Here is a 21,145-nt window from a genome sequence, read left to right as displayed (position 1 = left end):
ACGGCACAACGGCGCTCACCCGCCAGGGTGAGCGCATGGAGAGTTTCCTATGTCTGTTTCCGCTGCGAACGCTGTCCTTTCGGTCAGCGGTATTGGCAAAACCTATGCACAACCGGTATTGACCGGCATCGACCTGACGCTGCTGCGCGGGGAGGTGCTGGCCCTGACCGGAGAAAACGGCGCCGGCAAGAGCACCCTGTCGAAGATCATCGGCGGTCTGGTCAGTCCCACCACCGGGCACATGCAGTTCAACGGGCAGGACTATCGCCCCGCTAGCCGCACCCAGGCCGAGGACCTGGGGATCCGCATGGTCATGCAGGAGCTCAACCTGCTGCCGACCCTGTCGGTGGCCGAAAACCTGTTTCTCGACAACCTGCCCAGCAATGGTGGCTGGATCAGCCGCAAGCAGCTGCGCAAGGCGGCGATCGAGGCCATGGCCCAGGTCGGCCTGGACGCCATCGATCCCGACACCCTGGTGGGTGAGTTGGGCATCGGTCACCAGCAAATGGTGGAGATTGCGCGCAACCTGATCGGCGATTGCCATGTGCTGATTCTTGATGAGCCCACGGCCATGCTCACCGCTCGCGAAGTGGAGATGCTGTTCGAGCAGATCACCCGCCTGCAGGCTCGGGGCGTATCCATCATCTACATCTCCCATCGCCTGGAAGAGCTGGCCCGGGTCGCCCAGCGCATTGCCGTATTGCGTGACGGTTGCCTGGTTTGTGTCGAACCCATGGCCAACTACAACAGTGAGCAGCTGGTGAACCTGATGGTGGGGCGCGAGCTGGGCGAGCATATCGATCTGGGCGAACGCAAGATCGGCGCTCCGGCGCTGACCGTGAGCAACCTTTGCCGTTCGGACAAGGTCCGTGATGTGTCGTTTGCGGTGCGCAGTGGCGAGATCTTCGGGATTTCCGGGCTGATCGGGGCAGGGCGTACCGAGCTGCTGCGGCTGATCTTCGGCGCCGACCTCGCCGACAGCGGCAGCATTGCCCTGGGTACGCCGGCGCGGCCAGTGAGCATTCGCTCGCCGGTGGATGCGGTGGCCAACGGCATTGCCCTGATTACCGAGGATCGCAAGGGCGAGGGCCTGCTGCTGACCCAGTCGATCAGCGCCAACATCGCCCTGGGCAACATGCCGGCGATTTCCCGCCGCGGCCTGGTCAATGGCCAGGGCGAGGAGCAACTGGCTCGGCGGCAGATCGACGCCATGCGCATCCGCAGTTCCAGCCCGGCGCAACGGGTCAGTGAATTGTCCGGTGGCAACCAGCAGAAGGTGGTGATCGGCCGCTGGCTGGAGCGCGACTGTTCGGTGCTGCTGTTCGATGAGCCGACTCGCGGCATCGATGTCGGGGCCAAGTTCGATATCTACGCGCTGCTGGGCCAGTTGACTCGCCAGGGCAAGGCGCTGGTGGTGGTGTCCAGCGACTTGCGCGAGTTGATGCTGATCTGCGACCGCATCGGCGTGCTGTCTGCCGGGCGCCTGATCGACACCTTCGAACGTGACAGCTGGACCCAGGACGAATTGCTTGCCGCCGCTTTTGCCGGCTATCAGAAACCAGATGCGCTGCTCGATGAAGCGGCGCCCAGGAACGCACCATGAATACTGCACCTGCAAGCGGCAAGCGAGGCGGCCATTACTACGGCCTCGGCACTTACCTGGGGCTGGCGGGGGCCTTGTTGGGGATGATCGTTCTGTTCTCCCTGCTCAGCAGCCACTTCCTTTCCTATGACACGTTCAGCACCCTGGCCAACCAGATACCCGACCTGATGGTGCTGGCGGTGGGCATGACCTTTGTGCTGATCATCGGCGGCATCGATTTGTCCGTCGGCTCGGTGCTGGCCCTGGCCGCCTCGACGGTCAGTGTGGCGATCCTCGGCTGGGGCTGGAGCGTGCTGCCTGCGGCGTTGCTGGGCATGGCGTGTGCGGCGCTGGCGGGAACCGTCACCGGCTCGATCACCGTGGCCTGGCGCATTCCGTCGTTCATCGTTTCCCTGGGTGTGCTGGAAATGGCCCGGGGCGTGGCTTACCAGATGACCGGCTCGCGCACCGCCTACATCGGTGACGCCTTTGCCTGGCTGTCGAATCCGATAGCCTTCGGCATTTCGCCGTCGTTTATCATTGCCCTGCTGATTATCTTTCTGGCCCAGGCGGTGCTGACGCGCACCGTGTTCGGCCGCTACCTGATCGGCATCGGTACCAACGAAGAGGCAGTGCGGCTGGCGGGCATCAACCCCAAGCCCTACAAGATCCTGGTGTTCAGCCTGATGGGATTGTTGGCGGGCATCGCGGCACTGTTTCAGATTTCTCGCCTGGAAGCGGCGGATCCGAATGCGGGCTCCGGTCTGGAGTTGCAGGTCATCGCCGCGGTGGTGATTGGCGGCACCAGCCTGATGGGCGGACGCGGCTCGGTGATCAGCACCTTCTTCGGCGTCTTGATTATCTCCGTGCTGGCTGCGGGCCTGGCGCAAATCGGCGCATCCGAACCGACCAAGCGCATCATCACCGGTGCGGTCATCGTGATTGCCGTGGTGCTGGACACCTATCGCAGCCAGCGCGCCAATCGGCGGGTTTGATTCATGGCAACAATCAAGGATGTGGCGGCGCTGGCGGGGATTTCCTACACCACGGTGTCCCATGTACTGAACAAGACGCGCCCGGTCAGTGAAGAGGTGCGGGTCAAGGTCGAGGCGGCGATCAAGCACCTGGACTACGTGCCCAGTGCGGTGGCCCGCTCCCTCAAGGCCAAGACCACGGCGACCATCGGCCTGTTGGTGCCCAACAGCCTCAACCCGTACTTCGCCGAGCTGGCGCGCGGGATCGAGGACTACTGCGAGCGCAACGGTTACTGCGTGATTCTCTGCAACTCCGACGACAACCCGGAGAAGCAGCGCAACTACTTGCGGGTGTTGCTGGAAAAACGCATCGACGGCTTGATCGTGACCTCCGCTGGAGGCGACAGCGGCCTGGCCCAGGGCCTGGCCGGGGTGCGCACGCCGATGGTGATCGTCGACCGCGGGCTGGATGGAGTGGATGCCGATCTGGTGCGCATCGACCACCAATACGGTGCCTACCTGGCGACCCGGCACCTGCTGGAGCTGGGGCATCGTGACATAGCCTGCATTGGGGGGTCGGCCCAGACCAGCGTGGCGCAGTTGCGTCTGGCGGGCTTTCATCAGGCGTTGCGCGAAGCGGGGGTTGCGGTGCCGGCTTCGCGCCTTCTGGAAAGTGATTTCAGCAGCACCGGGGGGTATCTGGCGGCGGCGCAGTTGCTCGATGGCCCGAACCGGCCCAGCGCGATCTTCGCCGGCAACGACATGATGGGCATCGGCGTGCTGCGGGCGGCCGCGGAGCGCAATATCCGCGTGCCCGGCCAGCTCTCGGTGATTGGCTTCGACGACATTCTCATGAGTCGTTATGTGTACCCGGCGCTGACCACGGTCGGCCAGTCGATCCTGCAGTTGGGCGAGACCGCGGCAGAGTTGCTGCTGCGCCGGATCGCCTCGCGCGAGTTGCCGGTCGACCAGCGCATCGTGACGCCGAATATTGTCTTGCGGGAATCGACGGCGCCGCTGGGCGGCGCCTTTGCCGAATACCGCTGAACCCAAATGATTGAGTATCGATGTATGCCAGCAAAAGTAGTGGTAGTGGGAAGCCTCAATATGGACCTGGTTACCCGGGCCGAGCGCCTGCCCCGTGGGGGCGAGACGCTGATTGGCAAGTCCTTCGCCACGGTGTCCGGTGGCAAGGGAGCCAATCAGGCGGTGGCTGCAGCCCGGCTCGGGGCGCAGGTGTCGATGGTTGGCTGTGTCGGCGATGACGCCTATGGCGAGCAATTGCGTGGCGCCTTGCTCGCCGAGCAGATCGATTGCCAGGCCGTCAGCGTGGTCGAGGGCTCCAGCGGCGTGGCCCTGATCGTGGTGGATGACAGCAGCCAGAACGCCATTGTCATTGTCGCTGGCGGCAATGGTCTGCTCAGTCCCGAGAAGGTCGCAGGATTCGATCAGGTGCTGCAGGAGGCCGAGGTGATCATCTGTCAGTTGGAAGTGCCCATGGCGACGGTGGGCTACACCCTCAAGCGCGGGCGCGAGCTGGGCAAGACAGTGATTCTCAATCCGGCGCCGGCCAGCGCGCCGCTTCCGGGCCAGTGGTATGGCTCGATCGATTACCTGATTCCCAATGAAAGCGAGGCTTCGGCGCTCAGTGGCGTGACCGTGGACTCCCTGGAGAGCGCCGAGGCGGCGGCCGGTCGCTTGATCGCCGCCGGCGCCGGCAAGGTCATCATTACCTTGGGAGCGCAAGGCTTGCTGTTTGCCGATGGCCGCAGCTGCGAGTATTTCCCGGCACCCAAGGTCAAGGCCGTCGACACCACGGCGGCGGGGGACACCTTTGTCGGTGGTTTTGCCGCGGCGCTGGCTGCCGGCAAGAGCGAGGTCGAAGCGATTCGCTTTGGTCAGGCCGCCGCGGCGCTGTCGGTGACCCGGGCTGGCGCACAATCTTCCATTCCCACGCTGTCCGACGTTCAGGCGTTTGTTCCCTCATGAAAAAGACCCCCTTGCTCAACATTGCCCTGTCACGCTTGATCGCCTCCCTGGGGCACGGCGACATCGTGGTCATCGGTGATGCCGGTTTGCCGGTGCCTGCGGGCGTCGAGTTGATCGACCTGGCCCTGACCCACGGCGTTCCCGATTTTCTCGGCACGCTGAAGGTGCTGCTCAGTGAGATGCAGGTGGAGAGCCATGTGCTGGCCGAGGAGATTCTGCTCAAGCGGCCGCCGCCTCTGTCGGGGCTCGATGAGCTGAACCTCAGTGGCCAACTGGGAGCGCGCAAACTGCTCAGTCACGAGGATTTCAAGGTGCTCTGTCGACAGGCCCGGGCGGTGGTCCGCACCGGAGAGTGCCAGCCCTATTGCAACATCGCCCTGGTTGCCGGGGTGACCTTCTAGGCCTTTTCATACCCTGCACAAGGAGTGCGCCATGCACCGCTATGCTCAGCTATTCAATCACTGGTTCCGGAGTCTGCTGCTTTTGTCTCTGCTCACTGCTACCGGCGCTCAGGCGGCGGAAAAAATCGATCTGATCATCGATACCGATCCGGGGGCCGACGATGTGGTGGCCCTGCTGTTCGCCCTGGCTTCGCCCGAAGAGCTGCACATTCGTGCCTTGACCACGGTGGCGGGCAACGTGCGCCTGGACAAGACCTCGCGCAATGCCCGACTGGCTCGAGAGTGGGCGGGGCGTGAGGAGGTGCCGGTCTATGCAGGGGCGCCCAAGCCACTGCTGCGCACGCCGATCTACGCCGAGAACATCCACGGCAAGGAGGGTATCTCCGGGGTGACCGTGCATGAGCCCAAGGCGCCTCTGGCCCAGGGCAATGCGGTCAACTACCTGATCGATACCCTGCGCGCAGCCAAGCCCCACAGCATCACCATCGCCATGCTCGGTCCGCAGACCAACCTGGCGCTGGCGCTGGTCCAGGCTCCGGATATCACCCAGGGCATCAAGGAAGTGGTGGTCATGGGCGGTGCGCATTTCAATGGCGGCAACATCACGCCGGTGGCCGAGTTCAACCTGTTCGCCGACCCCCAGGCCGCGGAAGTGGTGCTCAAGAGCGGCGTCAAGTTGACCTACTTGCCCTTGGATGTGACTCACAAGGTGCTGACCAGTGATGCTCGGCTGCAGAAGATCGCGGCCTTGAACAACCATGCCAGCAAAGTGGTGGGGGATATCCTCAACGAGTACGTCAAGGGTGACATGGAGCACTACGGGATTCCTGGTGGTCCGGTGCATGACGCGACGGTGATCGCTTATCTGCTTAAGCCCGAGCTGTTCACCGGGCGCCAGGCCAACATGGTCATCGACAGTCGTGAAGGGCCGACTTTTGGTCAGACCATTGTCGATTGGTACGACGGCCTGAAGCAGGAAAAGAACGTGTTCTGGGTTGAGAATGGCGATGCTCAGGGCTTCTTCGATTTGCTCACCGAGCGTCTGGCCCGACTCAAGTAAGCCGTGCCCCCGCAGGCTTCCTGTCTGCGGGGTTCTATTCTCGCTCCGGGTCCTGGGCGCCCAGGTGGTCGGTCGGGTACTTCTCCAATACCTGCTCGATGAAGGCCCGGGCGGACTGGGTTCCCAGTTCCTTGACCAGCAGATCGATGCCAATGATTGCCAACTCTTCCGGGCTTCCTGGGCTGTAGGAGCACTGCCCCTGGGGCCATTTGGCTTTGATGTCGGCGTCAATACTCACGGTAGCCATGAAGGTCTCACGAATTCGGATAAGGCGGGCCTCAGGCCAGGGCCTGGGCAGGTGTTTGCTACGGCGCAGAGTTAACCATGTTGCCGGGCATTTGGCACTGCGACTTAGGCATCAGGCAGGTGCTGTGCGACACTGGCGCTTTTCCTGCGCTCAAGGAAGCCACTGTGCAAATCGATTTGAACCAGCCTGATGCCCTGACCCTGGAGGCGGTGCGTCAGCTTCTGGCTTCGGCCAGTGACAGCGTGCATACCCAGTTGCGTGTCACCAAGGGCGGAATGGCTTACATCTCTTCGGGGGTAGTGGGCGGTGCCGAGATCGAGGGCCTGTTGTTTCGCTTGGAAACCTGGGCGGCGGGGTCCGGTTACGTCGGCAACGTGGCGGCCAGCGATGAGGTGTGGGTGATGCAGATCTTCAATGCACTCAAGCAGAACTGGCCGAAGCCGGCGTTTGACTATATCGACATCTATTGAATGCCGTTCATATTCAGTGACGATTGTCCTGTGAAAGTGGGGCGATGGCTGAGGCAGACTTGTCCGCCAGCCGTGGGGCAGGGCAAAAGGCCATGTGTTTTTGAAACCAAACGCAAAATCGACTGTCGCACGATCTCTGCTTAATTTTGAAAAGGAGGCTTCATGCCTTGGAAGCTCGCTTCATTCGGAACCTTGTTGGCCGCCGTCGTCCTCAGTGGCTGCAGCACCGCCGGGTCGACAAAGGAACCTGTGGCCTCTGAGTCCGGGCACACGCGTTGTGAAGCATCGGCTGCCGAATTCGCCATCGGTAAGAAAGCTTCTCCAGAGCTGCTGGAGCAGGCTCGCAGTCGTTCTGGGGCGCAATATGCGCGCTTCCTCAAGCCTAACGACATGATCACCCTGGAATACCGCTCCGACCGCTTGAACCTCAACACGGATGCCGGCCTGGTGGTGACTCGGGTCAATTGCGGCTGAGTAGGTTTTCACCCGCCCACAAAAAACCCCGTCACATGTACGGGGTTTTTTTAGCTCGCTGAGAAATTACTCAGGACGAACTTGTGCAGCTTGCATACCCTTTTGGCCTTTCTCAGCCACGAAGGAAACGGTTTGGCCTTCTTTCAGGCTCTTGAAACCGTCGCTTTCAATAGCTTTGAAGTGTACGAACAGGTCGTCACCGCCACCTTGAGGAGTGATGAAGCCGAAGCCTTTTTCATCGTTGAACCATTTTACGGTGCCGGTTTGGCGATTAGACATGGTGTATCTCCAAGAAACATATATTTTCAGTAGTACTGTGCTGCTCAGGCCAACTGGGCACACCGAGCTATCATAGTCGAAATGTTCGACTTGGGAGCCCCCCGTAGGAGTTCTTTGCCTGGTGTGCCGCTGTATTTTGCTCTCCGAGTTGGCTGCAGGCCGCGGTTTAAGCGGCTTTTGCGGAAAACAAATGGTGATAAAAAACCCCGTAAAAGCTTTGTAAATTGTGAAAAAAGCCGCGTTTCAAACTCGTTTAATAGACTGGACACGGCCTGTTCCCGGCGCGGGCTAGTTATTTGACCACTCGGCAAGCAGCGATGGCATCCAGTGCTCGGGTTCTGAGTTCTGCGCTGGGTTGCTTGGTTTTGCTCATCAGTTCCTTGATTTCCTCGGTGGTGAATTTTTCATTCAGCTTGTCTGCCCCGCAGGCGCAGTGCTTCTCTGCACTTTTGGCATCGATGTTTTGGCTGGCTGCGGCGGTGCAGTCCTTCATGTAGTCGGCGCGAGTTCCGGCAGGCCAGGCAGCCTGTGCGCTCAACGGCAGAAGCAGGGCAAGCGGGGCGGCGAGGGCGAGCAGTTGGGTGAGGCGCATGGGACGGGTTCTCCTGAGGTCGATGACTAGGACGACGATTCTCGATGTATTCGAGGCTCGACGTACATCGCAAGTTCACTTTCTTCCAACAAAAGGCAGGAAAGTGGATGGCGTGAAATATGCTGCGCGATGCTGGGAATTATCTGTGCTAGCATGCCCGGCTTGGGTGTTTTCAAGCTTTGGGTATCTCACTTCCCTCGCAGTCTATGCCTCATTAATTTTTGATGTGAACCCCAGTCACTCTGGTTCGGTTTCCTGGTTGGCCGCAAGGCTCTTGCCACTGTGAGGCAGGCGTTTGTTATAGAACGGCTGGACTGAATCGCGTACTGGCTCATCCCAACCCACGTGACCTTTGGTAGGGGTCACCACTAGGAGAGGAGGCGCCATGCCCACTATTACTCTTCCCGACGGCAGTCAACGTTCATTCGATCATCCGGTTTCCGTAGCCGAGGTCGCCGCATCCATTGGTGCCGGCCTGGCCAAGGCCACCTTGGCCGGCAAGGTCAACGGCAAGCTCGTCGATGCCTGTGATGTGATCGACGGCGATGCAACCCTGCAAATCATCACGCCAAAGGACGAAGAGGGGCTGGAGATCATTCGCCACTCTTGCGCTCACTTGGTGGGGCATGCCGTCAAGCAGCTGTATCCGAGTGCCAAGATGGTCATCGGCCCGGTCATCGATGAAGGCTTCTATTACGACATCGCTTACGAACGGCCTTTCACTCCTGAGGACATGGCTGCCATCGAGCAGCGCATGCAGCAGTTGATCGAGAAAGACTACGACGTGATCAAGAAGGTTACGCCGCGAGCTGAAGTCATCGAAGTGTTCAAGTCCCGCGGCGAAGACTACAAATTGCGCCTGGTGGAGGACATGCCAAATGAACAGGCAATGGGCCTCTACTATCACGAAGAATATGTCGACATGTGCCGCGGTCCGCACGTGCCGAATACGCGATTCCTGAAGTCCTTCAAGCTGACCAAGCTTTCGGGCGCCTACTGGCGTGGTGATGCCAAGAACGAGCAGTTGCAGCGGGTCTACGGTACTGCCTGGGCGGATAAGAAGCAGCTCGCCGCCTATATCCAGCGTATCGAAGAGGCCGAGAAGCGCGATCATCGCAAGATCGGCAAGCGTCTGGGCCTGTTCCATACCCAGGAAGAAGCGCCGGGCATGGTATTCTGGCACCCCAATGGCTGGACCCTGTACCAAGTGCTTGAGCAGTACATGCGCAAGGTGCAGCGCGAAAACGGTTACCTGGAAATCAAGACGCCACAAGTGGTCGATCGCAGTCTTTGGGAGAAGTCCGGGCACTGGGCCAACTATTCCGAGAACATGTTCACCACCGAGTCGGAAAGCCGCGACTACGCGATCAAGCCAATGAACTGCCCGTGCCACGTACAGGTGTTCAACCAGGGGCTCAAGAGCTACCGCGAACTGCCGATGCGCCTGGCCGAATTCGGAGCTTGCCACCGTAACGAGCCGTCAGGTGCGTTGCACGGCATCATGCGCGTGCGGGGCTTCACTCAGGACGATGCACACATATTCTGTACCGAAGATCAGATGCAGGCCGAGTCTGCTGCTTTCATCAAGCTGACCATGGATGTCTATGCCGACTTCGGCTTTAAAGACATCGAGATGAAGCTTTCCACTCGCCCTGAAAAGCGCGTGGGTTCCGATGATTTGTGGGATCGCGCGGAAAATGCTTTGGCTGCCGCTTTGGACAGTGCCGGGTTGCCGTACGATCTGCAGCCGGGTGAGGGGGCGTTCTACGGTCCGAAGATCGAATTTTCGTTGAAGGATTGCCTGGGGCGTGTCTGGCAGTGCGGCACCTTGCAGCTTGACTTCAACCTGCCTATTCGTTTGGGCGCTGAATACGTTTCCGAAGACAATAGCCGCAAGCATCCGGTGATGTTGCACCGGGCTATCCTCGGTTCCTTTGAGCGGTTTGTCGGGATTCTGATCGAGCATTACGAGGGTGCATTCCCCGCGTGGTTGGCTCCGACTCAGGCCGTGGTGATGAATATCACTGATAAACAGGCAGATTTTGCCCTCGAAGTGGAAAAAACACTCAATCAAAGCGGATTTCGTGCCAAGTCCGACTTGAGAAATGAAAAGATCGGCTTTAAAATCCGCGAGCATACTTTGCTCAAGGTTCCCTATCTCTTGGTTATTGGAGATCGGGAGGTCGAGATGCAGACTGTCGCTGTGCGTACCCGTGAAGGTGAAGACCTGGGCTCGATGCCTGTGGACCAATTCTCGGCGTTCCTCGCACAAGCGGTTTCCCGGCGTGGTCGCCAAGATTCGGAGTAATTATTATTAAGCGTGATATGAGACAAGATAAACGAGCTGCACCGAAAGCCCCGATCAACGAGAATATCTCGGCACGCGAGGTTCGGTTAATTGGCGCTGACGGCGAGCAGATTGGCATCGTCTCGATTGATGAAGCGCTTCGTATAGCTGAAGAAGCCAAGCTGGATCTGGTGGAAATTTCCGCCGACGCAGTCCCGCCTGTTTGCCGGGTGATGGATTACGGCAAATCGATCTTCGAGAAGAAGAAGCAGATTGCCGCTGCGAAGAAGAACCAGAAGCAGATTCAGGTTAAAGAAATCAAGTTTCGTCCAGGGACGGAGGAAGGGGATTACCAGGTAAAACTGCGCAACCTGGTACGTTTCCTGAGTGACGGGGACAGGGCCAAGGTATCCTTGCGATTCCGCGGCCGTGAGATGGCCCACCAGGAGCTGGGGATGGAACTCCTCAAGCGGGTTGAAGCTGACCTGCAAGAGTACGGTTCGGTCGAACAGCATCCTAAGATGGAAGGACGCCAGCTGATCATGGTCATCGCCCCGAAAAAGAAGAAGTAATCAACAGGGCACGGCAGGCCTTCTGATTATGTTTATCAACTGAATGCGGAGTATCCGAACATGCCAAAGATGAAAACCAAAAGTGGTGCTGCTAAGCGGTTTCTGAAAACTGCTAACGGTATCAAGCACAAGCACGCTTTCAAGAGCCACATCCTGACCAAAATGTCGACCAAGCGTAAGCGTCAACTGCGCGGTAGCAGCTTGCTGCATCCGTCTGACGTGGCAAAAGTCGAGCGCATGCTGCGCCTTCGTTAATTTTTGGATCAAGAATAGAGGAAGTAACTCATGGCTCGTGTAAAGCGTGGCGTCATTGCCCGTAAACGTCACAAAAAAATTCTGAAACTTGCTAAAGGCTACTACGGCGCACGCTCGCGCGTATTCCGTGTTGCCAAGCAAGCGGTAATCAAGGCAGGCCAATACGCCTACCGTGACCGTCGTCAGAAAAAACGTCAGTTCCGCGCTCTGTGGATCGCTCGTATCAACGCTGGTGCTCGTACCAACGGTCTGTCTTACAGCCGTTTGATCGCTGGCCTGAAAAAGGCGTCCATCGAGATCGACCGTAAGGTTCTGGCTGATCTGGCAGTGAACGAAAAAGCGGCGTTTGCTGCGATTGTCGAGAAAGCTAAAGCCACCTTGGCTTAAGTACCCCCGACAGTCATCCGGGCTCACCTATCGTGGGCTCTGGTGTTAAACGTCATAAATAGGGGAAGAGCCTTCAAGCTCTTCCCCTATTTTGTATCTGGAGTCTGTACATGGAAAACCTGGATGCGCTGGTTTCTCAAGCACTTGAGGCCGTGCAACACGCTGAAGACATCAATGCCCTGGAACAGATCCGGGTTCACTTCCTTGGCAAGAAGGGCGAGCTGACTCAGGTGATGAAGACCCTGGGCAATCTCCCGGCCGAAGAGCGCCCGCAAGTCGGTGCGCTGATCAACGTGGCCAAGGAGCGTGTGACAGAGGTTCTCAATGCGCGCAAAGCCGCTTTCGAGGAGGCGGAACTCAGCGCCAAGCTCGCAGCCGAATGCATTGACGTAACCCTGCCGGGCCGTGGCCAGACCTCCGGTGGTCTGCACCCGATTACGCGGACCCTGGAACGTATCGAGCAGTTCTTCACCCATATCGGCTATGGCATTGCCGAAGGCCCTGAGGTCGAAGACGACTATCACAACTTTGAGGCGCTCAACATCCCCGGTCATCACCCGGCCCGGTCGATGCATGACACCTTCTATTTCAATGCAAACATGTTGTTGCGCACCCATACCTCGCCGGTACAGGTCCGCACCATGGAATCGCAGCAGCCGCCGATTCGCATCGTCTGCCCGGGCCGTGTGTATCGTAGCGACTCCGATATCACCCACTCACCAATGTTCCACCAGGTCGAAGGCCTGCTGGTCGACCGCGATATCAACTTCGCCGACCTGAAAGGCACCATTGAAGAGTTCTTGCGGGTGTTCTTTGAAAAAGAACTGGCCGTGCGTTTCCGTCCCTCTTACTTCCCGTTCACCGAGCCTTCCGCCGAAGTTGATATGGAATGTGTGATGTGCAGCGGTAAAGGTTGCCGGGTCTGCAAGCAGACTGGCTGGCTGGAGGTGATGGGTTGCGGCATGGTTCACCCGAACGTGCTGCGTATGTCCGGGATCGACCCGGAAGAGTTCCAGGGCTTTGCCTTCGGCATGGGCGCTGAGCGCCTGGCCATGCTGCGTTACGGTGTCAATGACTTGCGCCTGTTCTTCGACAACGACTTGCGGTTCCTTGCGCAATTTCGCTAGTCGCGCGTCCGTAACGAATCTATTAGGAGAGCAGGATGAAATTCAGTGAACAATGGTTGCGTGGCTGGGTTAGCCCGCAAGTAAGTCGCGACGAGTTGGTTGCTCGTCTGTCGATGGCCGGTCTTGAGGTTGATAGCGTAACGCCAGCCGCCGGTGATTTCAGTGGGGTAGTGGTGGGCGAGGTGTTGAGCACCGAGCAGCACCCTGATGCCGACAAGCTGCGTGTGTGCCAGGTCAGCAATGGCGCGGAAACCTTCCAGGTGGTCTGTGGCGCACCCAACGTGCGTCCGGGTCTGAAGGTCCCATTTGCGATGATTGGCGCCGAGCTGCCGGGCGACTTCAAGATCAAGAAAGCCAAGCTGCGTGGCGTTGAATCCAACGGAATGTTGTGTTCGCAGGCAGAACTGCAGATCGGCGAAGGCAATGACGGCCTGATGGAGTTGCCGGCTGATGCTCCGGTGGGGGACGACATTCGTGCCTACCTGAATCTTGACGATGCCAGTATCGAGGTCGATCTGACGCCAAACCGTGGTGATTGCCTGTCCCTGGCCGGCTTGGCCCGTGAGGTCGGCGCGCTTTACGCGGCGAAAGTCCAGCGTCCGGAAGTTAAGGCAGTGGCTGCCACCCATGACGAAGTTCGTCCTGTGGAAGTCCTGGCTCCAGTCGCCTGTCCACGCTACCTGGGCCGGGTCATTCGTAACGTCGATCTTTCCAAGCCGACCCCGCTGTGGATGGTCGAGCGTCTGCGTCGCGCCGATGTGCGCAGCATCGATGCAGCGGTGGATATCACCAACTATGTGATGCTCGAGCTGGGTCAGCCGCTGCATGCCTTTGATCTCGCGGAGATTAACGGTGGCATTCGTGTGCGCATGGCGGAAGAGGGCGAGAAGCTGGTTCTTCTCGACGGTCAGGAAGTGACACTGCGTAGCGACACCTTGGTGATCGCTGACCATACCCGTGCCCTGGCAATTGCCGGTGTGATGGGTGGCGAGCACAGTGGCGTCACCGCCAACACGCGTGATGTATTCCTGGAAAGCGCGTTCTTCGATCAGATCGCGGTTGCCGGTAAGGCCCGTTCCTATGGCCTGCACACTGATGCGTCCCATCGCTATGAGCGCGGTGTGGATTGGCAGCTGGCTCGCGAAGCTATGGAGCGTGCGACCGGTTTGTTGCTGGAGATCACCGGCGGTGACGCTGGCCCGATCATTGAAACAGTCAGTGAGCAGCACTTGCCGTCTGTAGCGCCTGTCACGTTGCGCGCTGAACGCATTGCCCAGATGTTGGGCATGGAAATGGACGGCTCTGAAGTCGAGCGTCTGCTCACCGGACTGGGTCTGGCAGTGACTGCCGATGGAGCAGGGCAATGGCGTGTTGAAGTGCCGAGCCATCGTTTCGATATCAGTCTTGAAGTCGATTTGATCGAAGAGTTGGCGCGTCTCTATGGTTACAACCGTCTGCCGGTTCGCTATCCGCAGGCTCGCCTGGCGCCTCAGGCGAAGGCCGAAGCGCAAGGTGATCTGCCCGCATTGCGGCGTCTGTTGGTTGCTCGTGGCTATCAGGAAGCAATCACTTACAGTTTCATCGATCCAAAACTCTTTGAGCTGTTCAGTCCAGGTGCCGAACCGCTACTGCTGGCCAACCCTATTTCAGCCGACATGGCAGCCATGCGTTCTTCCTTGTGGCCGGGGCTGGTCAAGGCGCTTCAGTACAACCTGAACCGTCAACAGGATCGTGTCCGCTTGTTTGAAAGTGGCTTGCGTTTCGTCGGCCAGTTGGAAGGGTTGAAGCAGCAGCCAATGCTGGCGGGCGTCGTTTGTGGCAGTCGCTTGCCTGAAGGGTGGGCGCAAGGTCGCGATGTCGTGGACTTCTTTGACGTCAAGGCGGATGTTGAGGCCGTGTTGGGGATTGCTGGGGCTCTGGATACATTCACTTTCGTTCCGGGCAAGCATCCTGCGCTGCATCCTGGTCAGACTGCGCGTATCGAGCGCGATGGTCGCGAGATCGGCTATTTGGGAGCGATTCACCCTGAGTTGGCAAAGACCCTAGGGCTGGACCGTCCGGTTTATGTGTTCGAACTGGTTCTGAGCGAAGTGGCTCAGGGGCGTTTGCCGAAGTTCCATGAGTTGTCACGCTTCCCAGAGGTGCGTCGAGATCTGGCGTTGCTGGCAGATCGTGATGTTGCGGCAAGCGCTGTTCTGGACGTAATCCGTGAAAATGCAGGTGAGTGGCTGACAGACCTCAGGCTATTTGACGTGTACCAGGGTAAAGGCATTGATCCGCATAGAAAAAGCCTTGCCGTCGGCTTGACCTGGCAGCATCCATCGCGCACTCTTAATGACGATGAGGTGAACTCCACGACGCAAAATATCCTCACCTCGCTCGAACAAAGGTTGAACGCCACGTTAAGGAAGTGACGTATGGGGGCTCTGACGAAAGCTGAAATGGCCGAACGTCTCTACGAAGAGCTAGGCCTGAATAAACGCGAGGCCAAGGAATTGGTCGAGCTGTTCTTTGAAGAAATCAGGCATGCTCTCGAAGATAACGAACAGGTCAAATTGTCCGGTTTCGGTAACTTCGACCTTCGGGATAAACGCCAGCGTCCTGGCCGCAACCCTAAAACGGGTGAAGAAATCCCGATCACGGCTCGCCGTGTGGTCACCTTTCGTCCAGGGCAGAAGTTGAAGGCCCGAGTTGAGGCATATGCTGGAACCAAGTCATAACGACGAGCTCCCGGTGATTCCGGGTAAACGCTACTTCACTATTGGTGAAGTCAGTGAGCTCTGTGCGGTCAAGCCGCATGTGCTGCGTTATTGGGAGCAGGAGTTTCCTCAGCTCAACCCTGTCAAGCGCCGCGGAAATCGCCGGTATTATCAGCGCCAGGATGTGCTGATGATCCGGCAGATCCGCGCGCTGCTCTATGATCAGGGGTTCACCATCGGTGGCGCACGTCTGCGCCTTTCCGGTGATGAGGCCAAAGACGACACCACCCAGTACAAGCAACTGATCCGTCAGATGATTTCTGAGCTGGAAGATGTGCTTGTGGTGCTCAAGAAGTAATTCTCTGTTTTAAATACTTCCACTTTTCAAAAGCTTGCGGTATATTCCTCAACGTTTCCTGAGAAGTGAAACAGGTTTCACGCCTAGTCGGGGCGTAGCGCAGTCCGGTAGCGCACTAGCATGGGGTGCTAGGGGTCGAGTGTTCGAATCACTCCGTCCCGACCATATTTTCTGATGAAAATCAGACACTTAAGCCGATCTTTTGATCGGCTTTTTTGTGCCTGCGCAAAACTAACCGGTAATTTCGCTGATATTTAGGTCTGGAATTGCTTCTGACTAGACAATTTCGGCATGGTCTTTCTGGTAGTTTTTGGTCATGGTCTCGCTGGCGTGGCCGGCGATCTTCTGACCATCCTTTCCGGCTTTCTGATAGAGGTGTAGTGACAGCGCCCGCACTTCGTGGAAGCCCGGCATTTCCTCCTCTTTCCATCCCTTGTGACAATCCGCCGCTTCCCGGGCTTCTTTGAAGGCTCGCGTCAGATATCGTTCTTCGACCTGTGTCCAGTGGTCTTTCGTCTGCGCCTGTTTCTGCTTCTTGCGGTCTGGCCGGCGATGGATTAGGTAAGGCGAGACGATGTCATCCCGGCACCGGCTGATAACGGCCTGTAGCTCTTCGGTCACCTTGAACCGAATCCATGCCGCATCGCTGGCCTTGGCCGTCTTCTGTTGCACCACATACAAATAACCTTCCCGAACACCATCGAATCGCATGTTCAAGATGTCCGTCCGGCGTTGCGCGGTGATCAGCGCGAGGTCGATCGCGTTCTGCAGCCAGAACGGCGACTTCTCCCGGATGGCTTTCAGGCCTTCGACGGTGTGCCGCTTGCGTTGCTTCTTCTCGATTCGGTTGATGGTGCTGGCTGCTGGGTTGTCCGGGCACAGGCCTTTACCTGTACCACCCAGCGATGAACATGCGCGACCTGCTGAGCGCAGTGCTGCTGATTACCGCCGAGGTCGCGTTGCCAGACCTGACATCGGTCAAGCGTGTGAAGGCTCAATACTTGGTAACCCTGGCCCTTCAGTTCTACAAGGGGGAGGCTCACGGTGCTGCGGAGTGGGGGCCGGCCCGAGTCGCCGCGGAGATGAAAGAGTTCTTCGGGGTCACGATCGATCCGAAGAGCTGGACGCGTGATTGGCTGGGATTGTGGGAGTCCTGACAGAACTGATCAAGGAAGTGGATATTCAGGCTCAGAAACCTGTATGGCAGATGATCTGCGCGGGAACTGACAAAAAGGCAGCATAATAATATTGATATGACAGGCTTTTACGCGTACTTTTCTCGCGGTGCACAAGTAACGCGAAACGCACACAAAATCCTGAACCCGGCCACTGCGCCGGTTTTTTATTGCTTCGATTTCACCTGTAGCCAGGACAGTCCTCGGGAATGCCTGGACGTCGATAGCCGGATAGTACGACGTACCGAATCAACACCAGCAGCCCACGCATTCTGCTCCATCAATGCTACAGGGCGGCGCGAGACTGGAGTTGCGAGATCGATGCGCTGAGGTGTCGACGCCGGGAATTTTATCGAAAGAATGAGATTTATAGGGATGAAACGTATCTCGCAAAATACTGGTTGAATAGACAGTATTTTGCTGAGATAGTCATTCCACTCCTCGAGCACATAGGATGCGAGTATCAGCTTGATGAAGGTGCTGATCTGCATGTGACCGAGTGAAGGCTTTGAGCCTCGAGCTATCGCCCTTGAGCGACATGAAAGCGGAATCATCCGCGACAAATCATTCGACTCAATAGGCAATCCAAATGAAAAAGACTATCAGTGTTTCCCTGCTCGGTTTGTTGGCGCTTTTTGGTGCCAGCATGAGTGCCTTTGCTGACACAGCAATGTCTTGGAACTTGGCAAGGGATGTAATTCTGGCAAAGGAGAGTACCCCACAAGGTTCTCCTTGGTCGTTTATGCAGAACTCGTCTGGTGTGAACAAGGCCGAAAACTACGTCCCACTGCCGTACTTCAAAGCCGACTCATGTAACAACCTCCCGGCTACATGCTGGATGGATCAAGTATCTGGGGCACACGTGTCGGTTCACCTGAAACCTTACACCTACACGGCAAACGGCAGCTTTACCATTGCAGCTGGTGACGTGGCATTTCACCCGGGCCAGAACAGCCAGACCGTCATCCGTTGGACCAGTCCTGTGGTGGGCGAGGTCAACATTCTCGGGCGAGTAAGCAGTATTCACAGTAGTTGCGGTGATGGCGTTGCCTGGTCTTTGAATCAGGGGGACACGGTTCTTCAGTCTGGTAGCTTGGGCAGAGGTAACGGTGCTGTCTTTTCGGCCAGCAAAGTACCTGTCACCAAAGGTTCTGCTCTCTACGTGGTCCTCGACAAGAAGGCCAACTACGTCTGCGACACCAGCACCATCGACATGCTCATTACCAAGTAAAAGATGGTGCTCAGCTGTATCGGGCCTTAGTGGCCTGCTTGTTGAAAGCCAAGAGCTTCGAACACATCGCCTCTGAGCGACATGAAAGCGGAATCCTCCGTGAACAATCATTCGACTCAAAGGTGTTAAAAATGAGCGCAGTAAAAATTGGTAAACACTTCGGCAATTTGTTCCCGAAGGGGGTTGTACAGATCGTCTCGCCAGCCGAGAACGTGAACGGTCTGACCATTCAGACAGCTTCCATCGATCCAACCAGTGGGTACGTCAATCTGTATGCCTCGGAGACAGCGCCTACCATTACCGGTGATGCTAGTACTCGCTGCATTTTCAATGGCAATGGTCCGGCTGTCGCGAACAGCCATTCCCAGGTCCTCCTCCCGGCTCCACTGTTCGTACCTGCTGGTATGGGGCTATGGGTGACCGCTGGTTCCTGGCTCCCAGGTACTACCGCGACTGGATCTCTGGCCATTACCTGGGACCTGGTTGCATAAAGGCTATCTGTAGCCACTGACCCGGCCATGTGCCGGGTCTTCTATCTAGTGATTTTAATCTTTGGGCTTCGCCCAAACCGGAAAAAGCCTTTTTGATTAAGCCCACGGAGTCGAGCGCACGGAGTTTCTGTACCGCCTGCTCGACAGGCTTGATACGTGGTTGACCGCGGGATTGGTTGGCGCGTTCGCCGCGAGTTGGTGGCACCGTGACGACTTGGTGGACCGAAAGGCCTGGGCCGTCTTCATCTTCTCGGGTGCTGTCTGCGCCCATGACCTGACTGGACTGGTAAGCGCTTATCCGCCTGGCTCTAGCACCAGAGGTATGGGAACGGCTTCAGGCCGAGATCCTTACCGACACTGGCAGCATCCACAACGAAGACCACGCCCACCTACTGGATGCAGGCATCCGTGTCATGTGGGCATCGAGGACCGCATAGTCCTGGGGCAGGCCGAGCAGGTAGCGTTTCGGGTCGGTGGATGGCAAAAGGCCCGGATGGGGCAACAGATGTGTGATTGGTTCGGTGATGTGCCGGCCTTCATCATCCCCCGCCAGCAGATTGAATCGCATGACCCGACGAAGATGTCCGGGAAAGGGCTCTCGGCTAAGTGGAAGCAGCTGTTCGAGGAGACCCGCAAGCGCTTTCGAGAGGACACGGCGCCAACCGCGCACTTCGCCTCCGCGGCCCGGCCAGGATGGCCGAAAAGGCCGAGAGCATGCGCAACCTGGCCCTGACTGCCCAGCTTTATGAGCAGGCCACCAAGGAGTGCGGGGATATGTACGTCAACCGGGCCCGCAAGGAAGAGCCGGACGACGAGCCGCTGATCCCGACCCGCATCCAGGTCGATGTGGTGGATGTGAGGAAGCAGCTGATGCCTGCTTTGAAGATGCGCTACGATCTGCGCCCCATTGGCAAGAGATCAAAAGGAATGATCGGCCGTTTATGCGCAAAGTTCAGAATCCAGTACGTGCCCTGTGAAACGCGTACTGACGTTTGCTGCTGGGTGGAACAGCCAGCCCCGCAGTCCCTGGATTTCCGTGGTCTGTAAATGATGGAGAGTGATCAGTGTTAACGACGTTGTGGGTCTTGCGCCATTGGGAAAATTGGGAGTCCTTAGCCATTCTCCTTGTTCCGTTCCAGCTCTATGTCTTGTGCTTCATGTCGATCTCAATGTTGATCCTGCGTTTTCGTGGGCGTATTCCATTGTTTGTCGCCTACGCCTCGATGCTTGTGATTGCGGGTTGGCCTTCTGCAAACGTTCTATGGGCAACGTTGCCTTATGCGCATGACTACGAGGACTATCGGGAGAATCTGCGACAGGTGAGGGAACAAGAGCGCCAGCAGCAAACACTCGCGTTTAACGATGTCGACAAGCAACTCGTCCGCTGGGTGGGCGGGATGGCTGTGTTTGAGGCCATCAAGATCATGATGGCGACGGTGCCTAACTGGATTGAAGCCCAGGAGCAGCGCAAGAGCGCCAGGCAGTTGCAGGAGCAAGCGCCTGTGCAATCACCAAAATCTCCAGAGGCTGTCGGCTTAGAACCCGCGGCGGCTGCTGCAAAAGCGCCTGAAAAAGTTTCAGGCACTTTGCGGCAGTGATGAAAGGCATTCTAGAAAGGCCCCCCATGGCTGCCGGCTCAAGACAACTGGCAGCGCGGTACAGGACGCCGGTGACGCGCTGAGCCCCCATCGATATGACCCGCTCCGCACTGACGACCAGGTGGATATAATCCGTTCCTTTTTCCAGGGAACGGTCGATGAGAAGCTTGCAAGATCTGATAAACAGCGGCGATTCGGCGTTGCCTTTGATCATGAGCCTGCTGGAAGAAACCCGTCGCAACTATCAGCTACTGCCCCCATCCAGCGACAACGCCAGGTTGCTGTCCGCGCTGCAAGTCACGACTCACTCAACCTTGGGAGCGATGGCTTACGAAACCGGTGGGTTGCTCATCGACCACGGCTGGTTGCGGGTGCTGGGGTCGGGGCATCGGCACTTGTCGCGCAATCTTGTCGATTGGAATGACGGCCGCGTCCAGGGGGCCTTGCTGGTGGCTGATGACGCCGCAGGAGGGTTCTTTGCCATCAACGGTGGCGGTCTGGGCTCTGATGTGGGGGCGATGTACTACTGGGCGCCCGATACGCTGCTGTGGGAGCCGTTGGACATCGGCTACAGCGACTTTCTCGCCTGGGCCTTGAGCGACCAGCTGGCCGTTTTCTACCAGGACCTTCGCTGGGATGACTGGCACCTTGATGTCCAGGCACTGAGTGCCGATCAGTGTTTTTCCTTCTACCCGTTTCTCTGGACCCAGGAGGGCTCGGTCCAGCACAGCCACCGCGCGATGATCGAGGTCGGAGAACTCTGGGCCATGCACCTGGACCTGGCTCGCACACTCGACGGTGAAGCCTCGCTGCCCGGCTGACTCGCCCGCAGCAGCCAGTAGCGGCCCGCTGGCCTGTGGCGTATTGGCCGGCGCCCAGCACCAGTCATTCGGCCGA

24 protein-coding genes, 1 tRNA gene and 2 pseudogenes are annotated in these 21,145 nt (G+C 58.1%); 23 read left to right on the top strand and 4 right to left on the bottom strand.

The genetic code is table 11. The features are described from left to right. The first annotated feature begins 49 nt into the window (after nucleotides 1-49). From GGI48_RS04585 to GGI48_RS04560, 6 genes are read left to right on the top strand one after another with little or no spacing between them, the layout of a single operon-like run. Entirely contained in the window at nucleotides 50-1,603 is a 1,554-nt protein-coding gene (locus GGI48_RS04585) for a sugar ABC transporter ATP-binding protein (protein WP_016963683.1), read from the top strand. Then, nucleotides 1,600-2,577, top strand: a complete 978-nt coding sequence (locus tag GGI48_RS04580) for an ABC transporter permease (RefSeq protein ID WP_016963682.1) — start codon at nucleotides 1,600-1,602, stop codon at nucleotides 2,575-2,577. The genes GGI48_RS04585 and GGI48_RS04580 overlap by 4 nt, the downstream gene beginning before the upstream one ends. Nucleotides 2,578-2,580: 3 nt before the next feature. Continuing rightward, a complete protein-coding gene (locus tag GGI48_RS04575) occupies nucleotides 2,581-3,603 on the top strand; it encodes a LacI family DNA-binding transcriptional regulator (RefSeq protein ID WP_179597239.1) in 1,023 nt (340 codons plus the stop codon). A 24-nt stretch (nucleotides 3,604-3,627) separates the two neighbouring features. Beyond that, on the top strand, nucleotides 3,628-4,545 hold the full coding sequence (gene rbsK, locus GGI48_RS04570; protein ID WP_179597237.1) for a ribokinase: 918 nt from the start codon (nucleotides 3,628-3,630) through the stop codon (nucleotides 4,543-4,545). Continuing rightward, the gene (gene rbsD / locus GGI48_RS04565) at nucleotides 4,542-4,946 is read left to right on the top strand and encodes a D-ribose pyranase (protein ID WP_179597235.1); all 405 of its coding nucleotides are present in this window, start codon (nucleotides 4,542-4,544) and stop codon (nucleotides 4,944-4,946) included. Before rbsK ends, rbsD begins: the two co-directional genes overlap by 4 nt. A gap of 31 nt (nucleotides 4,947-4,977) precedes the next feature. Further along, complete coding sequence (locus tag GGI48_RS04560; protein ID WP_047303143.1) at nucleotides 4,978-6,006, top strand: nucleoside hydrolase; 1,029 nt, start codon at nucleotides 4,978-4,980, stop codon at nucleotides 6,004-6,006. Nucleotides 6,007-6,040: 34 nt separating this feature from the next. Here GGI48_RS04560 and GGI48_RS04555 read toward each other — a convergent pair whose 3' ends face one another. Continuing rightward, entirely contained in the window at nucleotides 6,041-6,253 is a 213-nt protein-coding gene (locus GGI48_RS04555; RefSeq protein WP_016963678.1) for a hypothetical protein, read from the bottom strand. Between the two features lie 164 nt (nucleotides 6,254-6,417). Here GGI48_RS04555 and GGI48_RS04550 point away from each other — a divergent pair, with 164 nt between their 5' ends. Together GGI48_RS04550 and GGI48_RS04545 are read left to right on the top strand one after the other, a co-directional pair. Continuing rightward, nucleotides 6,418-6,723: a hypothetical protein gene (locus tag GGI48_RS04550; protein ID WP_042940719.1), complete on the top strand. Its 306-nt coding sequence runs from the start codon at nucleotides 6,418-6,420 to the stop codon at nucleotides 6,721-6,723. A 162-nt stretch (nucleotides 6,724-6,885) separates the two neighbouring features. Further along, nucleotides 6,886-7,197 (top strand): I78 family peptidase inhibitor, encoded by a 312-nt coding sequence (locus GGI48_RS04545; protein ID WP_047303145.1) that lies wholly within the window; start codon nucleotides 6,886-6,888, stop codon nucleotides 7,195-7,197. Between the two features lie 66 nt (nucleotides 7,198-7,263). Here GGI48_RS04545 and GGI48_RS04540 read toward each other — a convergent pair whose 3' ends face one another. Then, entirely contained in the window at nucleotides 7,264-7,476 is a 213-nt protein-coding gene (locus GGI48_RS04540) for a cold-shock protein (RefSeq protein WP_003179963.1), read from the bottom strand. Nucleotides 7,477-7,768: 292 nt separating this feature from the next. Continuing rightward, nucleotides 7,769-8,068, bottom strand: coding sequence for a hypothetical protein (locus GGI48_RS04535; protein ID WP_047303147.1), 300 nt, complete (start codon nucleotides 8,066-8,068; stop codon nucleotides 7,769-7,771). A gap of 385 nt (nucleotides 8,069-8,453) precedes the next feature. Here GGI48_RS04535 and thrS point away from each other — a divergent pair, with 385 nt between their 5' ends. The 9 genes from thrS (at nucleotide 8,454) to GGI48_RS04490 (ending at nucleotide 15,918) form a co-directional block, all read left to right on the top strand. After that, nucleotides 8,454-10,376, top strand: a complete 1,923-nt coding sequence (gene thrS / locus GGI48_RS04530) for a threonine--tRNA ligase (RefSeq protein WP_016963674.1) — start codon at nucleotides 8,454-8,456, stop codon at nucleotides 10,374-10,376. Then, nucleotides 10,376-10,927, top strand: coding sequence for a translation initiation factor IF-3 (infC, locus tag GGI48_RS04525; RefSeq protein ID WP_169893379.1), 552 nt, complete (start codon nucleotides 10,376-10,378; stop codon nucleotides 10,925-10,927). Before thrS ends, infC begins: the two co-directional genes overlap by 1 nt. A gap of 60 nt (nucleotides 10,928-10,987) precedes the next feature. After that, on the top strand, nucleotides 10,988-11,182 hold the full coding sequence (gene rpmI / locus GGI48_RS04520) for a 50S ribosomal protein L35 (RefSeq protein WP_002553160.1): 195 nt from the start codon (nucleotides 10,988-10,990) through the stop codon (nucleotides 11,180-11,182). Between the two features lie 30 nt (nucleotides 11,183-11,212). Beyond that, nucleotides 11,213-11,569 carry a 50S ribosomal protein L20 gene (rplT, locus tag GGI48_RS04515; protein WP_016963673.1) on the top strand — a complete coding sequence of 119 codons (357 nt, stop codon included), beginning with the start codon at nucleotides 11,213-11,215 and terminating at the stop codon, nucleotides 11,567-11,569. A gap of 110 nt (nucleotides 11,570-11,679) precedes the next feature. After that, complete coding sequence (gene pheS, locus GGI48_RS04510) at nucleotides 11,680-12,696, top strand: phenylalanine--tRNA ligase subunit alpha (RefSeq protein WP_011060419.1); 1,017 nt, start codon at nucleotides 11,680-11,682, stop codon at nucleotides 12,694-12,696. A gap of 35 nt (nucleotides 12,697-12,731) precedes the next feature. Next, on the top strand, nucleotides 12,732-15,110 hold the full coding sequence (gene pheT, locus GGI48_RS04505; protein WP_179597233.1) for a phenylalanine--tRNA ligase subunit beta: 2,379 nt from the start codon (nucleotides 12,732-12,734) through the stop codon (nucleotides 15,108-15,110). 3 nt (nucleotides 15,111-15,113) lie between these two features. Next, on the top strand, nucleotides 15,114-15,416 hold the full coding sequence (gene ihfA, locus GGI48_RS04500) for an integration host factor subunit alpha (protein WP_002553164.1): 303 nt from the start codon (nucleotides 15,114-15,116) through the stop codon (nucleotides 15,414-15,416). After that, complete coding sequence (locus GGI48_RS04495) at nucleotides 15,397-15,753, top strand: MerR family transcriptional regulator (RefSeq protein WP_007920509.1); 357 nt, start codon at nucleotides 15,397-15,399, stop codon at nucleotides 15,751-15,753. The genes ihfA and GGI48_RS04495 overlap by 20 nt, the downstream gene beginning before the upstream one ends. Nucleotides 15,754-15,841: 88 nt before the next feature. Then, nucleotides 15,842-15,918: transfer RNA gene (locus GGI48_RS04490), tRNA-Pro, on the top strand. Between the two features lie 111 nt (nucleotides 15,919-16,029). Here the strand turns inward: GGI48_RS04490 and GGI48_RS04485 are convergent. Beyond that, nucleotides 16,030-16,641, bottom strand: a pseudogene (locus GGI48_RS04485) (tyrosine-type recombinase/integrase); the annotation flags it as partial. Between the two features lie 23 nt (nucleotides 16,642-16,664). Here GGI48_RS04485 and GGI48_RS04480 point away from each other — a divergent pair. The 6 genes and pseudogenes from GGI48_RS04480 (at nucleotide 16,665) to GGI48_RS04455 (ending at nucleotide 21,069) form a co-directional block, all read left to right on the top strand. Then, a complete protein-coding gene (locus GGI48_RS04480; RefSeq protein ID WP_260620624.1) occupies nucleotides 16,665-16,910 on the top strand; it encodes a hypothetical protein in 246 nt (81 codons plus the stop codon). A gap of 607 nt (nucleotides 16,911-17,517) precedes the next feature. Continuing rightward, nucleotides 17,518-18,159, top strand: coding sequence for a hypothetical protein (locus tag GGI48_RS04475; protein WP_179597231.1), 642 nt, complete (start codon nucleotides 17,518-17,520; stop codon nucleotides 18,157-18,159). Nucleotides 18,160-18,290: 131 nt separating this feature from the next. Next, complete coding sequence (locus tag GGI48_RS04470) at nucleotides 18,291-18,650, top strand: hypothetical protein (protein WP_179597229.1); 360 nt, start codon at nucleotides 18,291-18,293, stop codon at nucleotides 18,648-18,650. Nucleotides 18,651-19,063: 413 nt separating this feature from the next. After that, nucleotides 19,064-19,439 (top strand): annotated as a pseudogene (locus GGI48_RS31395) (DUF2280 domain-containing protein); the annotation flags it as partial. 275 nt (nucleotides 19,440-19,714) lie between these two features. Further along, a complete protein-coding gene (locus tag GGI48_RS04460) occupies nucleotides 19,715-20,248 on the top strand; it encodes a hypothetical protein (protein ID WP_179597227.1) in 534 nt (177 codons plus the stop codon). A 158-nt stretch (nucleotides 20,249-20,406) separates the two neighbouring features. After that, nucleotides 20,407-21,069 carry a DUF2625 family protein gene (locus GGI48_RS04455; protein WP_179597225.1) on the top strand — a complete coding sequence of 221 codons (663 nt, stop codon included), beginning with the start codon at nucleotides 20,407-20,409 and terminating at the stop codon, nucleotides 21,067-21,069. Nucleotides 21,070-21,145: the final 76 nt, after the last annotated feature.

The sequence above is a fragment of the Pseudomonas protegens genome, assembly GCF_013407925.2.
Taxonomy (GTDB): domain Bacteria; phylum Pseudomonadota; class Gammaproteobacteria; order Pseudomonadales; family Pseudomonadaceae; genus Aquipseudomonas; species Aquipseudomonas fluorescens_AP.
The sequence above is the reverse complement of the archived record's forward strand: the minus strand, read 5'-3'. Positions and strand labels throughout refer to the sequence as shown.